9 protein-coding genes and 1 pseudogene are annotated in these 14526 nt (G+C 71.6%); 6 read left to right on the top strand and 4 right to left on the bottom strand.

Annotated elements, in window-relative coordinates; all coding sequences use genetic code 11:
- Window positions 1-92: 92 nt before the first annotated feature.
- Window positions 93-290 carry a hypothetical protein gene (locus ACFXAZ_RS26875; RefSeq protein WP_384596369.1) on the bottom strand — a complete coding sequence of 66 codons (198 nt, stop codon included), beginning with the start codon at window positions 288-290 and terminating at the stop codon, window positions 93-95.
- A 634-nt stretch (window positions 291-924) separates the two neighbouring features.
- The gene (locus ACFXAZ_RS26870) at window positions 925-1422 is read right to left on the bottom strand and encodes a hypothetical protein (protein ID WP_384596418.1); all 498 of its coding nucleotides are present in this window, start codon (window positions 1420-1422) and stop codon (window positions 925-927) included.
- Between the two features lie 616 nt (window positions 1423-2038).
- On the opposite strand from ACFXAZ_RS26870, the gene ACFXAZ_RS26865 reads away from it, so the two are divergent.
- The 5 genes from ACFXAZ_RS26865 (at window position 2039) to ACFXAZ_RS26845 (ending at window position 10475) form a co-directional block, all read left to right on the top strand.
- Complete coding sequence (locus ACFXAZ_RS26865; RefSeq protein ID WP_384596366.1) at window positions 2039-5017, top strand: nitrate- and nitrite sensing domain-containing protein; 2979 nt, start codon at window positions 2039-2041, stop codon at window positions 5015-5017.
- Entirely contained in the window at window positions 5014-5451 is a 438-nt protein-coding gene (locus ACFXAZ_RS26860; RefSeq protein ID WP_384596363.1) for a roadblock/LC7 domain-containing protein, read from the top strand. The genes ACFXAZ_RS26865 and ACFXAZ_RS26860 overlap by 4 nt, the downstream gene beginning before the upstream one ends.
- A gap of 9 nt (window positions 5452-5460) precedes the next feature.
- Window positions 5461-5856 carry a DUF742 domain-containing protein gene (locus ACFXAZ_RS26855; protein WP_384596360.1) on the top strand — a complete coding sequence of 132 codons (396 nt, stop codon included), beginning with the start codon at window positions 5461-5463 and terminating at the stop codon, window positions 5854-5856.
- Window positions 5857-6235: 379 nt separating this feature from the next.
- Window positions 6236-9892 (top strand): hydantoinase B/oxoprolinase family protein, encoded by a 3657-nt coding sequence (locus tag ACFXAZ_RS26850; RefSeq protein WP_384596357.1) that lies wholly within the window; start codon window positions 6236-6238, stop codon window positions 9890-9892.
- A complete protein-coding gene (locus ACFXAZ_RS26845) occupies window positions 9873-10475 on the top strand; it encodes an ATP/GTP-binding protein (protein WP_384596354.1) in 603 nt (200 codons plus the stop codon). The genes ACFXAZ_RS26850 and ACFXAZ_RS26845 overlap by 20 nt, the downstream gene beginning before the upstream one ends.
- 401 nt (window positions 10476-10876) lie before the next feature.
- Here the strand turns inward: ACFXAZ_RS26845 and ACFXAZ_RS26840 are convergent, their stop codons facing one another.
- Entirely contained in the window at window positions 10877-12529 is a 1653-nt protein-coding gene (locus ACFXAZ_RS26840) for a GGDEF domain-containing protein (protein WP_384596351.1), read from the bottom strand.
- Between the two features lie 398 nt (window positions 12530-12927).
- Here ACFXAZ_RS26840 and ACFXAZ_RS26835 point away from each other — a divergent pair, with 398 nt between their 5' ends.
- A complete protein-coding gene (locus tag ACFXAZ_RS26835) occupies window positions 12928-13458 on the top strand; it encodes an NUDIX domain-containing protein (RefSeq protein ID WP_382693028.1) in 531 nt (176 codons plus the stop codon).
- Here ACFXAZ_RS26835 and ACFXAZ_RS26830 read toward each other — a convergent pair.
- Window positions 13449-14397 (bottom strand): annotated as a pseudogene (locus tag ACFXAZ_RS26830) (glycoside hydrolase family 31 protein); the annotation flags it as partial. The gene ACFXAZ_RS26835 and the pseudogene ACFXAZ_RS26830 overlap by 10 nt on opposite strands.
- Window positions 14398-14526: the final 129 nt, after the last annotated feature.

Here is a 14526-nt window from a genome sequence, read left to right as displayed (position 1 = left end):
TCGCCAGGGCCATCTCCCCGAGGTGTTCGACGTGCCCGGACGTGCCCGGCATAGCCGATACAGCGGGTGAGAGTAGCCGTACGAGGCGGTGGTCACGTCCCCGGCCGGGCACCGCCGACCCACACCGGCTCCTTGCCGAGGACGCCGGTGTCCGGATCGAGGACGACGGCATCGGGGTCGAGGTCGGGGTCGTCAAGGAGCAGGGACGTGAGGCGACGGCCGGTCGCACCCGCCTTGCCCCTCGCGGGCCCGCAGATCGGCGGTGGAGTACAACTCCCGGCCCACTTCACCGACGCACGACAGCCGCAGCGCGGGTGGCGTCCATGACCCGCACGTCCTCAGGCGCGCAGGAGCCGGTCGAGGTCGGCGGGGGAGCCGACTGGGCGCCCCGCTCCCGCGCATACGCAAGTGAACGCTCCGCCTCGTCGAAGCACGTGAGGCCGCACTCGCGCACATCCATCGACGTCCGCGCCCGTTCCGCGCCCCCGCAACGCCGGTAGCAACCACTGGCAGTCCTCCCGGCTCACCGCCCAGTCCGGTGCCGCGAACGGATGCGGGAACGGCATCCCCATCCCCTGCCCCGGGCCTCGGCATACGCCGACACCGCGAACGGATCACCAACAACGCCCCATGCACGTACGACCCAGCACCGAGGCGATCATCAGGCCCCCACAAACCGGCGGCGGAGACGACATGATCGGCCGAAAATGCACCACGATCGGTCACGACGCAGGTGACGCGACCGCCCTCCTGCCCGATCCCGTGACCGTGTCCCGCTCCAAAAAGGCCCGCAGCCCTCCGACCTCCAGAAGCCGTACCCCATCCGCCGGAGACGACGCCGCACTGCCGTACCACCCCGTCCGCACGGCCGGGTCACCGGCGAGAAAGGCCTCTGGGGCTCGGATTCCGAAGCGAAGAGTTCGCTCAGAGATGTGACAGCCGCCCGGCATTCCCGGGCCTGCGTATCCGCCCCTGTGAGCGCGCCTCCGCCCGTGCCTGACGGCGGGCCCGCCGCCGCTCCCGGCGCAGGCTGCGCGCGGTGCTGCTGGGCGCGGAGACCACACCATTGCGCTGGTACCAGACCTGGCGGGTCACCCATACGTCCAGCACGCTCCAGGTCGCCACGACCGTGCTGACCACGGTGCTGATGACCATCGGGAACGCCAGCCACGACTCCGCCAGCGTGGACAGGACGGTCACCATGGCCTGTATCAGCGTCACCGAGATGATCAGCACCGCCCGCACGGCCGAGGTCCGCACCGGGTCTGGCAACCGGCGGCGCTTCGCGGGCTCCTCGACCCACAACGGCCGGTAGCCGACCTGCGCCTCGATCCTCGGGAGCGGGGCAACTCGCTCACCGGCACTTCCAGCCCCTGTCACACCCGCACCCGCACCCGTATTCACACCCGCACTCACACTCATACCCGCGCTCGCCTCAGCGTCGGCCGTGCCGACCTGTGTGATCGTCCCCGCATACCCGCCCGAGATCACGTCCGCCCCCGTCCCCACCGGAATACCCTGATCCGGCATCCGCACCCCACCGCGCGGATTCCGGGCCGTTTCCCCCGAGCCGTCCTCGGGCGCCTCGTGCCGCTGCACCGTGCCCATCATCGTGTCACTCCCCACCGCCTCGCCGGCCGCCCGCCCGGTCCGAAGACCTCGCCCCCACAGTGGCTGCCCGGCTTGCGCCGATTTACGCCGCCGGGGTGCGGGATGCGGCTCGTGTGGCCGATTCCGCCCCCAATTCCCATAGAGAAGGACGAACGAGCCGCCCCGAAGATTCCCGTGCATCGAAAACTTCCGGCCAACACCGGATGTCACAGTGGCGTCCCGATCCGCGCGGTGAAGTCCGCCCAGCTGGAGACAATCTCCCGCAATGACCGGACAACTCCCCCTGTCTTGTCCCGGCTTGTCGCAACGGTGGCTGTTCGGCCTCCGGACGGCTCTTCGGGTTACCTGTGTGTCGGTAGTAGGCTCGCGCCGTTTGTAGACGTACTTGTGCACCCCCTGCCGGTGGGGGTTGTCGCTGGGGGAGGCCATGCGCTTTCGCGGGAAGTCCATCCGCAGGAAGATCGTGGCGCTGCTGCTCGTGCCCTTGGTCTCCATGACCGCGCTGTGGGCCTTCGGCATGGTGCTCACGGGCCAGGAGGCAAGCGGGCTGTTCACCGCGTCGTCCGTGGTCGAGGACGTCGGCTATCCGACCGAGGACACCGTGCGCGTCCTGCAACAGGAGCGCCGCCAGACCCTTGTCCACCTCGCCGACCCCCGCGACTCCGACGGCCTCGCCGCCCTGCGCCGCACCCGGGCCGCCACGGACGAGGCCGTGGCGGAGTTGCGCAAGAACGCCGGCGACCCCGACAACCGCGACGACATGGGCTCCGCCACCGACGAACGCCTCACCGCCGTCCTCGAAGCCTTCGACGGCATCTGGTCCCTGCGCCGCAGCGTCGAGGACGGCACGGTCAACCGCAGCCAGGCCCTCGACCTCTACAACCGGCTGATCGACCCCTGCTACACCCTGCTCACCAACCTCCACACGGTCGAGGACGTCGAACTCGACAAGCAGTACCGCGCGCTCGTCGGCCTCTCCCGCGCCCGCGAACTCCTCGCCCGCGAAGACGCCCTGCTCGGCTCCGCCCTCGTCGTCGGCAGCCTCTCGGACGCCGAGATCCGTGACATCACCGACCTCGTCGCCCAGCGGAACCTGATGTACGACGTCAATCTCCCGCTGCTGCCCACCGCCGACCGCGACCGCTACGACCGCTTCTGGAAGAACGCCGACACCGCCCCGCTGCGCGTCGCCGAGGAGGCGGCGCTCGCCTCCGGATCCGGCACCTCCCGCAAAGTCGACGCGAGCGACTGGGACGAGGCGGCCGGAAAGGTCCTCGACCAGCTCGGCACCCTCAACGACGAGGCGTCCGACCGCTACCAGGACCGCGTCCGCCCGATCGCCACCGGCGTCATCGTCCGCGTCGTCTTCTCCGCCGCCCTCGGCCTGGCCGCACTGCTGCTCTCCCTCATCGTGTCCGTCCGTATCGGCCGCGGCCTCATCCGCGATCTGCGCCAGCTGCGCCTGGAGGCGCACGAGGCGTCCGGCGTCCGCCTGCCCAGCGTGATGCGCCGGCTGTCCACCGGCGAACAGGTCGACGTGGAGACCGAGGTCCCGCGCCTGGAGTACGACCGCAATGAGATGGGCGAGGTCGGCCAGGCCCTCAACACCCTCCAGCGCGCCGCCGTCGAGGCCGCCGTGAAACAGGCCGAACTGCGCTCCGGTGTCTCTGAGGTCTTCGTCAACCTCGCCCGCCGCAGCCAGGTCCTGCTGCACAAGCAGCTCACGCTTCTCGACACCATGGAGCGCCGCACCGAGGACACCGAGGAACTCGCCGACCTCTTCCGTCTCGACCACCTCACCACCCGCATGCGCCGCCACGCCGAGGGCCTCGTCATCCTCTCCGGTGCCGCACCCTCCCGGCAGTGGCGCAAACCCATCCAGCTCATGGACGTGGTCCGCGCGGCCGTCGCCGAGGTCGAGGACTACGAGCGCATCGAGGTCCGCCGACTCCCCCGCACCGCCGTCACCGGCCCCGCCGTCGCCGACCTCACCCACCTGGTCGCCGAACTCCTGGAGAACGCCACCGTGTTCTCCCCGCCGCACACCGCCGTCCAGGTCATCGGGGAACGGGTGGCCAACGGCTTCACCCTGGAGATCCACGACCGCGGGCTCGGCATGGCCGCCGAGGCACTCCTGGACGCCAATCTGCGGCTCGCCGAGACCCCCGAATTCGAACTCTCCGACACCGACCGCCTCGGTCTGTTCGTCGTCAGCCGCCTGGCGCAGCGCCAGAACGTACGCGTCTCCCTGCAACCCTCCCCCTACGGTGGCACCACCGCCGTCGTCTTCATCCCCGACGCCCTGCTCACGGACGACGTACCCGACACCAACGGCACCGGCTTCCGTCTCGACCGGCCCCGCCCCGCCAAGAACACCCGGTCCGAGGACGGCCATCACAGCGCCCTGTCCCCGTCGCCGGTCCAGCTCCCCGGTCTGCCCGCCTCCCTCCTCGACGGCCCCGTCGAGCTGGAGGCCCCCGTCGATCTCGACGCCATCGCACACTTCCCCGGCGTGCTCGACGACGAGGACGGCGAACACGACGGCATCTTCAGTCCCCGCCGCTTCCTCGACGACGACGGCATCACCGGCGCCACCGCCCGCACGCCCGGCACCGTGCCAGGACCGCGTGGCGCCAAGGACCAGGACACCGCCGGCGCCCCGGTCCCGCTGCCTCGCCGCCAGACCCCCAAGCTCGTCAGCTCCCACGGCCGCCCCGTCAGCGACCAGCGCCCGCGCCGCCAGACCGAGGACGACACCGCCCCGCCCGCCGCACGCCCCGACCCCGAGGACCCGGCCGCCCCCTTGTCGGCCCGCCGCCGGGACGCGGGCCCCACCCGCCGCACCACAGGACCCACCGGATCCGTGAGCGGCGTCGGCGACGCCGACCAGCGCGGCGGTACCTTCGGCAGTACCGCCGAGCAGCGTGACGGCGCCTTCCGCTCCGGTGCCGAGCCGCCGTCCGGCCCCCCGCCCCTGCCCCGCCACGCCCGAGAAGCCGCCGCCCTCGAAGACACGACCCGGCCCTCCGGCACAGCTCCCGGGGGACCCGGCACCCCGGACGGCCGCCGAGGCCCCGACGAGCTCCCCGACACGGACCGCACCCGAGGCACCGACCGTCCCCGAGGCGCCGGCGCACCCGGCGACGACCCCGACGGCTCCCGCCCCGCGACGGGCGCCCTGCCCCGCCGCGTCCGGCAGGCCAATCTGGCCCGGCAGTTGAAGACCACTCCCGAGCGGCGCACCGAGACCCCCGCCACACCTGACGAGCGGGACGCCGACGAGGTCCGCAGCCGTATGGCCTCGCTCCAGCGCGGCTGGCAGCGTGGCCGTGAGGAGAACGCCGCGGGTGACGAGACCCAGAGCGGCACCGCACCACAAGGAACGACAAAGGGGGACGGTCGATGACCGCACCGAAGGCGACCGACCACTCCGCGAGCAACACGTCGGGCGAGCTGAACTGGCTCCTCGACGAGTTGGTGGACCGCGTCGCAAGCATCCACAAGGCCGTCGTCCTCTCCGGGGACGGCCTGGCGACCGGAGTGTCCAAGCACCTGACCCGCGAGGACGGCGAACACCTCGCCGCCGTCGCCTCCGGCTTCCACAGCCTCGCCAAGGGCGTCGGCCGCCACTTCGACGCCGGCAGCGTACGGCAGACGGTCGTCGAACTGGACGACGCCTTTCTGTTCGTCACCGCGGCCGGCGACGGCAGCTGCCTGGCCGTGCTCTCCGACGCCGACTCCGATGTCGGACAGGTCGCCTACGAGATGACGCTGCTGGTCAAGCGGGTCGGCGCACATCTCGGCGCGGCTCCGCGTACCGATCCGCCCTCGGGCGGGTAGTGGGATGACATGAGCGCAGACGGTGAGGCCAGCAGCCACTGGTTCGACGACGAGGCGGGACCGGTCGTCCGTCCGTACGCGATGACCCGCGGGCGTACCCGGCACGCCGCCCAGCACCGCCTCGACCTGATCGCGGTGGTCGTCGCGGAACCGCGGGCGGACGACGCGGAGACCGACGGTTCGCTGTCCCCGGAACACGTGGACATCGTCGACCTGTGCCGTGACGCCCCGCAGTCGGTCGCGGAACTCGCCGCCGGACTCGATCTCCCCATCGGTGTCGTACGGGTCCTCGTCGGCGACCTCGTGGACAGCGACCTCGTCCATGTGAACCGCCCCGTGCCCCCGGCCGAACTGCCCGACGAAAGCGTCCTGCGCGATGTGATCAACGGCCTCCGGGCGCTCTGACCGGGCACCCCGGGGTTTCCGCCCGCCCCCACACACCCGGCGGCGGGAACCCGCCCGGTATGCCACCTCTCCGTTCCGCCTCCACCGGCGCCGACGCCCACCACCGTCGGCCGGAACCGGCTCACCGAGCGCACCCTCACCGACCGGCGCACCCCCCACACGCCCGTAGCGGCACTGACAGACCCCACGGCCCCTCGCCTCCCGCAAGGCCCGCGCACGCGCACAGCCCCGTGTTTCCCCCACCCGGCGCAATCCCGTCACCCGCCACCACGTCCGGCGAAACAGGCACCTTCCCACCCCTGCCGATATGATCTGACCGAGCGTCGACAATCCTCCGCAACCCCGCGAACGGCGGCCCGCACGGAGGGTGCCGAGCAGCGTGACCGGGGAGACGAAGGTGACGACGGGCTGGCAGTTCTGGGTCGACCGGGGCGGCACCTTCACGGACATCGTCGCCCGCCGCCCCGACGGCAGCCTCCTCACGCACAAACTGCTCTCCGACAACCCCGCGCGCTACGCCGATGCCGCAGTCGCGGGCGTCCAGGCCCTGCTGGACGGCTCCGACGACCCCATCGAGGCCGTCCGCATGGGCACCACCGTCGCCACCAACGCCCTGCTCGAACGCAAGGGTGAACGCACCCTGCTGGTCATCACCCGCGGCTTCCGCGACGCCCTGCGCATCGCCTACCAGAACCGCCCCAGCATCTTCGCCCGCCGCATCGAACTCCCCGAACTGCTCCACGAACGCGTCATCGAGGTCGACGAGCGCATCACCGCCGACGGCACCGTCCTGCGCGCCCCCGACCTGGAGGCCCTGTCCGCACCCCTGCGGCAGGCCCATGAGGACGGCATCCGGGCGATCGCCGTGGTCTGTCTGCACAGCCACCTCCACCCCGCCCACGAACAGTCCATCGGCGAGCTGGCCGCCCGAATCGGGTTCCCGCAGATCTCGCTGTCCAGCGAGGTCAGCCCGCTGATGAAACTGATCCCGCGCGGAGACACCACCGTCGTCGACGCCTACCTCTCGCCCGTACTGCGCCGCTACGTCCGGCAGATCACCGACCAACTCCACGGCGTACGGCTGATGTTCATGCAGTCCAACGGCGGCCTCGCCGAGGCCGGGCAGTTCCGCGGCAAGGACGCCATCCTGTCCGGGCCCGCCGGAGGCATCGTCGGCATGGCGCGCATGTCGCGACTCGCCGGGTTCGACCGGGTGATCGGCTTCGACATGGGGGGCACCTCCACCGACGTCTCGCACCACGCGGGCGAATACGAACGCGTCTTCACCACGCAGCTCGCCGGCGTCCGGCTGCGCGCACCCATGCTCGACATCCACACCGTCGCCGCCGGCGGCGGCTCGATCCTCCACTTCGACGGCTCCCGCTACCGCGTAGGGCCGGACTCGGCGGGCGCGGACCCGGGCCCCGCCTGCTACCGGGGCGGCGGCCCGCTCACCGTCACCGACGCCAATGTCATGCTCGGCCGGATCCAGCCCGCCCGCTTCCCGCGCGTGTTCGGCCCCGACGGCCACCAGCCCCTCGACGAGGCCCTGGTCCGCGAACGCTTCACCGGCCTCGCCCGCGAGATCCGCGAGACCACCGGCGACGACCGCACCCCCGAGCAGGTCGCCGAGGGCTACCTTCAGATCGCCGTGGCCAACATCGCCAACGCGGTGAAGCGGATCTCCGTCCAGAAGGGCCACGACGTCACCCGCTACGCGCTCACCACCTTCGGCGGCGCCGGCGGCCAGCACGCCTGCCGGGTCGCCGAGTCGCTCGGCATCCGTACCGTCCTGGTCCCTCCCATGGCCGGAGTGCTGTCCGCGCTGGGCATCGGACTCGCCGACACCACCGCCATGCGCGAGCGGTCCGTCGAAGCGCCACTGGAACCCGCCGCCATGCCCGGCATCCGCGAGACGGCCGACGCCCTGGAGCAGGCGGCCCGCGCCGAACTCCGCGCGGAGCACGTCCCCGAGGACCGCATCGAGGCCGTCCGCCGCGCCCAGCTCCGCTACGACGGCACCGACACCACCCTCACCGTCCCGCTCACCGAGCCCACCACCATGCGGCGGGCGTTCGAAGAACGTCATCGCGCCACATACTCCTTCACGCTCGACCGCCCGATCGTCGTCGAAGCACTCTCCGTCGAAGCCACCGGAATCACCGAACCCCCCGATCTCTCGGCCCTCGCCCCGTACGAAGGCCACTCCGCCCCACCCGACACCGTCCGCCTGCACACCGGCGGCGCCTGGCGGGACGTACCCCTGTACCGCCGCGAGGCACTGCCTCCCGGTGAACCCGTCACCGGCCCGGCGATCATCGCCGAGGCCGGCGCGACGACCGTCGTGGACGACGGCTGGCGGGCCGCGGCGCGCCACGACGGGCATCTGGTCATGGAACGCGCGGCGATCACACAGAGTTCCGATCTCGCTACAGAAGTCGACCCGGTTCTGCTGGAGGTCTTCAACAATCTCTTCATGTCCATCGCAGAACAGATGGGCGCCCGGCTGGAGTCGACGGCCCAGTCCGTCAACATCAAGGAACGGCTGGACTTCTCCTGCGCCCTCTTCGACCCCGACGGAAACCTGGTGGCCAACGCCCCCCACATCCCCGTCCACCTGGGTTCGATGGGCACCAGCGTCAAAGAGGTCATCCACCGCCGTGGCGCCGGCATGCGGCCCGGCGACACCTACGCGGTCAACGATCCGTACCACGGCGGCACTCACCTGCCCGACGTCACCGTGATCACCCCCGTCTTCGGCCCCGCCGGGACAGACGCCACGCACAGTGACCGGATTCTCTTCTACGTCGCCTCCCGCGGCCACCACGCCGAGATCGGCGGCATCGCCCCCGGTTCCATGCCGGCCGGCAGCACCACCATCGACGAGGAAGGCGTCCTCTTCGACAACTGGCTCCTCGCCGAGAACGGCCGCTTCCGCGAGCAGGAGACCCTCCACCTGCTCACCCAGGGCCCCTACCCCTCCCGCAACCCCGCGACCAACCTCGCCGACCTGCGCGCCCAGATCGCCGCCAACCGCAAAGGTGTCGACGAAGTCGCCCGCATGATCGACGACTTCGGTCTCGACGCCGTCCAGGCCTATATGCGGCATGTCCAGGACAACGCAGAGGACGCCGTGCGCCGCGTCATCGACACCCTCGCCGAGGGCGCGTACGCCTACGAGACCGATTCCGGCGCGATCATCCGCGTCCAGGTCCGCGTCGACCGCGAGAGCCGCTCCGCGACCATCGACTTCAGCGGCACCTCCGCGCAACTGGCCACGAACTTCAACGCCCCCTATGCGGTCGTCAACGCGGCCGTCCTCTACGTCTTCCGCACCCTCGTCGCCGACGACATCCCGCTCAACGACGGCTGTCTGCGCCCCCTCAGGATCATCGTGCCGCCGGGCTCCCTGCTCGCTCCCGCGCCGCCCGCCGCCGTCGTCGCGGGCAACGTCGAGACCTCCCAATCGATCACGGGCGCCCTCTATGCTGCCCTCGGCGTCCAGGCGGAGGGCTCCGGCACCATGAACAACGTCACCTTCGGCAACGCGCGCCACCAGTACTACGAGACCGTCGCCTCCGGATCCGGCGCCGGCGACGGCTTCCGCGGCGCCGACGTCGTACAGACCCATATGACCAACTCACGGCTCACCGACCCGGAAATCCTGGAATGGCGGCTTCCCGTGCTCCTGGACGAGTTCGCGGTGCGCCGGGGCAGCGGCGGGGACGGCCGCTGGCCCGGCGGGGACGGTGCCGTACGCCGGATCCGCTTCCGCGAGCCCATGACCGTCTCCACCCTGTCCCAGCACCGCAGGGTGCCCCCGTACGGCATGAACGGCGGCGCGCCCGGCAGACTGGGCGCCAACCGCGTGGAGCGCGCGGACGGCACCGTCACCGTACTCGGCGGCAGCGACGCCACGGACGTCGGTCCCGACGACGTACTCGTCATCGAAACCCCCGGCGGCGGAGGCTACGGGCCACCGCCGACCGGCCCCCTTCGAGCAGGAGAAGAGACCGATGGAGTTCGGGCGATCTGAGCGCGGCAAGCCGGTCGAGCCCGTCACGCTCAAGATCCTCGTGGCCGGCGGCTTCGGCGTGGGCAAGACCACCCTGGTCGGCGCCGTCAGCGAGATCAGGCCGCTGCGCACCGAGGAACTGCTCACCGAGGCGGGCCGCCCGGTCGACGACACCAGCGGCGTCGAGGGCAAGCACACCACGACCGTCGCCATGGACTTCGGCCGTATCACCCTGCGCGAGGACCTCGTGCTGTACCTCTTCGGCACACCCGGCCAGGAGCGGTTCTGGTTCATGTGGGACGAACTGTCCGAGGGGGCGCTCGGCGCGGTCGTCCTGGCCGACACGCGCCGCCTTGAGGACTGCTTCGCCGCCGTCGACTACTTCGAGCGCCGTTCCATCCCGTTCGTCGTCGGCGTCAACTGCTTCGAGGGCGCGTCCCGTTACCCGGACGACGCCGTCCGCGAGGCGATCGACCTGGACGACCATGTCCCGCTCGTCCTGTGCGACGCGCGCGACCGCGAGTCCGTCAAGGAGGTCCTCGTCGGCGTCGTCCAACACGCCATGACATCCGCTGCGGAACGCCGCCAGAAAGCAACCACCTGAACCCCAACTCCACCGCCGGCAACGGCCACAACGCACGCGACCCGTACCCCCACCGACCGGGGCCCAGGCGGCGGCCCCACCTTTCCAGGCCCTGCTCCTGACACCGAAGGCGCTCACCGACCCTCCGACCGTCAAGGCCGCCGACGCTATCTGATTCAGGCGGACCCAGGGAGCCCGTACACCGCCTCGGACGGTGCCGGGCCCCTCGGGGCCATCACGGAGTTCCGGCCCAACAGAGGCCGCCCCAGGGCCTTTACGACCGGATTCAGGGCTGCCGATCAGGCCCCTCACCGACGCCCTGCGACCTCCCCTAGGCAGACAGGTCGCCCCCTATGCCGCCCTCAGGGCAGAAGCCCGCACGCGTGTGACCCATTTCCCGCCCACAGGGCCTCCCTCGCCCCTCAGCCCCACCCCGGTTCCGCCACCGCACACCCCGCCCGCCCCGGGGAGGGCCCCGCGCCCCGCCGGATCTCGTACCCCGGCAGCCCGGCCCGCCCCAGCACCCAGCTCGCCCCATCGAGCGCCTTGGCGGCCTTCTTCAACGGCGCGAGACACGCCGCCGCCTCCCGGTGATCGGCCACACTCCCCGGCACGCACACCACCGTGGCCAGCGACAACGTCACCGGCAGCCCACCCGCCGACCAGGGCACGTCCAGCACCGGGACAGCCAGCAGATCCAACCCCTCCGGATCCGCCAGAACCAGGAAGTCGTCCCCGCCGATGTGCCCCACACGCATGCTCCCGGACGCCACCCGCTGCAACGTCTGTCCCACCGACCGGATCAGCTCGTCCCCGGCCGCGAACCCCGCCCCGTCGTTCACCTGCTTGAAGTGATCGACATCGAGCCAGCTCAGAGTGAACGTCCAGCCTTCCGCGATCCGCCGGTCCACCTCACCCGTGATCGCGTCGGACCCCGGCAGCCGCGTCAGCGGATTGAGCCCGGCCGCCTCCTCCACCCGCGTCTCGGACAGCGCCCGTACGAGATCGGCGAGCCGCACGACCCCCACGCACCGCCCGCGGTCGTCGACCACGGCCACATCGTCGGACGTACGCGCCCGGTCCCCGTCGGCCACCACGTCCAGCACCTCCCACGCGGTGGCGTGGACCCCCACTGTCCGCGGCGGATCACCAAGCTTGGCGGCGGGCCGGTCCGCGTACAGGGCGTGCCCGTAGCGCCCCGACATCGACAGCAGGAACCGCGAGCGGTGCACCGACCGCACCGGCACCCCGTCCCGGTCCACCAGCAGCACCCCGGAGACGTCCGGCGACCCGGTCAGCAGCGCCCGCACCTGCCCGGCGGACGCGGAGTCCGGCAGCAGCGCCGCGGGCCGTACGAACTCCTGTACCGACGGTCCCGACCGCGGCGCCACGCCGGGCGCGGGGGAGCCCTGCGGCACGTACACCTCCGCCACCGGCAGCCGGGCAGGCGGCGCGAACAGATCACCCTGCGCCAGCTGCGCCCCGGCCGACTGCGCCGCCGCGCACTGGAGTTCCGTCTCCACGCCCTCCACGGCGAGCAGCGCGCCCATCTCCTCGCTCAGGGTGCGCATCGACTTCACCGCCGCGCGACGCGCCAGCAGCGACGCGTCGAGCTTCACCAGGTCCGGCGCCAGGTCCGTGAGCAGCCGCAGCGGTACATCCCCGTCCCCGACCCCGTCCGCGCTGATCCGGAAGCCCTGTTCCCGCAGCGCGGCCACCGCCTCCAGCAGTGCCTGCTGAGGCACGTGCGTGTAGGGCGGGCCGACATCCAGCGTGACCTCCCACGGCAGCCGCCCGGCCCGGCGCACCGCGTCGTGCAGTGGCGTCAGCCCGCCGAGATCGGCGAGCGTGCCCGCGAACACATTGACGTGCAGCGGCAGCATCGTCTCCTTGCGCACCGCCGCACGCAGCGCCAACACCGTCAGCGTGCCGTCGAGTTCCGGATCCCGTCGTGCCTCGGCCAGGATGTCACCGGCCTCCGGGCGGGCCAGGATCTCCAGTGCGACGATCCCCCCGGTGATCAGATTGACCACGGGCTGGAACGCGAAGCGGAGAGAATCCGACCAGGAGCGCACGCGAGCATGATGACGCCAAAGGCGTACGCCCAGGGGCAATTCATAAGACGTTCACGCAGGATTCGGTGCAGATCGCACCGCGTGTGAATCCCCCTGCGGTCCTGCACCGCGTACCAAGAAGCCGGAAGCCGTCCCCGCGCTGAACCAACCCGCGACCAACGGAGTACGTGTACCTGACAGAACCCCTTCCCGATCCGAAACTGACGATCCGTCAAAAGCCTGCCATGGGTCGCCCCGGCGAGGGGCAGCGGAGGTGCGTCGCGTCCAAGCCGGAGCCCAACCCGGACGCCCACCACGATGTCCGCGTGTCGCGAAAATCCCTCACCAGCAGCCGATGCCACCGGCCGACGACACCGCCCGGAGGAACGCCCTCCAGGCGATCGGATACAGTCCGCGACGTGTCCGAGAACCCACACCCCAACTCCGCGCCCGATTCCCACTGTTCGCGCTGCGGAGCGCCCTACGGAGAGGGCGTGACCGGTTGGCCCCGCACGTGCGCGTCGTGCGGCACCGTCGCCTACCGCAACCCGCTGCCGGTCGCGGTGGCCCTCCAGCCCGTGTACGACACCCAGGGCACCGCCCTGGTCGTCATCACCCGCACCATCGCCCCCGCGCGGGGCGGCATCGCGCTTCCCGGCGGCTTCATCGACGACCGCGAGGACTGGCGCCACGCCGTCGTCCGGGAGCTGAAGGAGGAGACGGGCATCGACGCAGCCACCCGCGACGTCCGCCTGGCCGACGCGATGAGCTCGCCCGACGGCCATCTGCTGCTGTTCGGTCTCCTCCCGGAACGCCCCGCCGAGGGCCTGCCCCCGTCGGCCGCCACGGACGAGACCGAGGGCTGGCACCTGCTCCGCAGGGCGGACGAACTGGCCTTCCCGCTGCACACACTGGCTGCCAGGGCCTGGTTCGAGGGCCGCTACATCTGATCCCGCTCCTTCGGTAGCCCGCGCACCCGAACCGGGTGGGGCGGCTCGACCGGGCCGTCCTCCCGCTCCCGCTCGACGACCACGCGTGAGCCCTCCCAGCGGGTGACGTACCGCTCGATCTCCGGCTCGTCCCACCCGTCCCCGCTGTCCGCCACCACCAGCCCGCTCCCGGTACGCCCGCGCGCGGGCGCCCACACCTCCAGCTCCAGCCCGCCGTCCGCACCCCGCACCGGAAGAACCGCACCCGCGCGGGCCAGCACCGGAATACGCGCCAGGGGAGCGTCCACCAACACCTTCCCGGGCCCCTCGTACGGCACCTCCGTCGCCGTGTCGTACCAGCGACCGCGAGGCAGCCGCACCGCCCGCCGGTCCGCGCCCGGGTCCATCACCGGAGCCACCAGCAGAGCGTCGCCCAGCAGGAACGCATCCTCACAGTCGCGCAACGCCCGGTCCTCCGGCGCCCCCCACCACAAGGGCCGCACATAGGGCGCACCCGTCCGCCGCGCCAGATGCGCCAGCGTCACGAAATACGGCAGCAGCCGCCTGCGCTCGACGAGCGCCTCGCGCGCGTGCCCGAGCACCTCGGGCCCGAACGCCCACGGCTCGCGCCGCCCCGCCCGCAGACCCGCGTGCGTGCGGAACAACGGCAGATACGCCCCCAACTGGAACCACCGCAGATACAGCTCCGGCGACGGAAAGCCATCGAACCCGCCCACATCCGGCCCCGAATACGGCACCCCGCACAACCCGAGCCCCATGGCCAGCGACAACGAGGCCCGCAGTCCGGGCCAGCCCGTCGCCACATCCCCCGACCAGGTGCCGCCGTAGCGCTGCATCCCGGCCCAGCCCGAACGGGAGAAGACGAACGGCCGCTCCTGCGGGCACAGCTCGCGCAGCCCCTCGTAGGCCGCCCTCGCCATGCACAACGCGTACACCATGAACGTACGGGTGTGGAACAGACCCGTCGCCGCGGCCAGCAGGAACGTCGGGAAGAGCGCCGCGAAGGTGGGGATGAGGAAGCCGAGCGAGAAGACCTTCTCCATGACCGACGCGAGCCGGCCGGTGGAC

Origin of the sequence: Streptomyces sp. NPDC059477, assembly GCF_042749375.1 — a bacterium.
Lineage (GTDB): Bacteria > Actinomycetota > Actinomycetes > Streptomycetales > Streptomycetaceae > Streptomyces.
The sequence above is the reverse complement of the archived record's forward strand: the minus strand, read 5'-3'. Positions and strand labels throughout refer to the sequence as shown.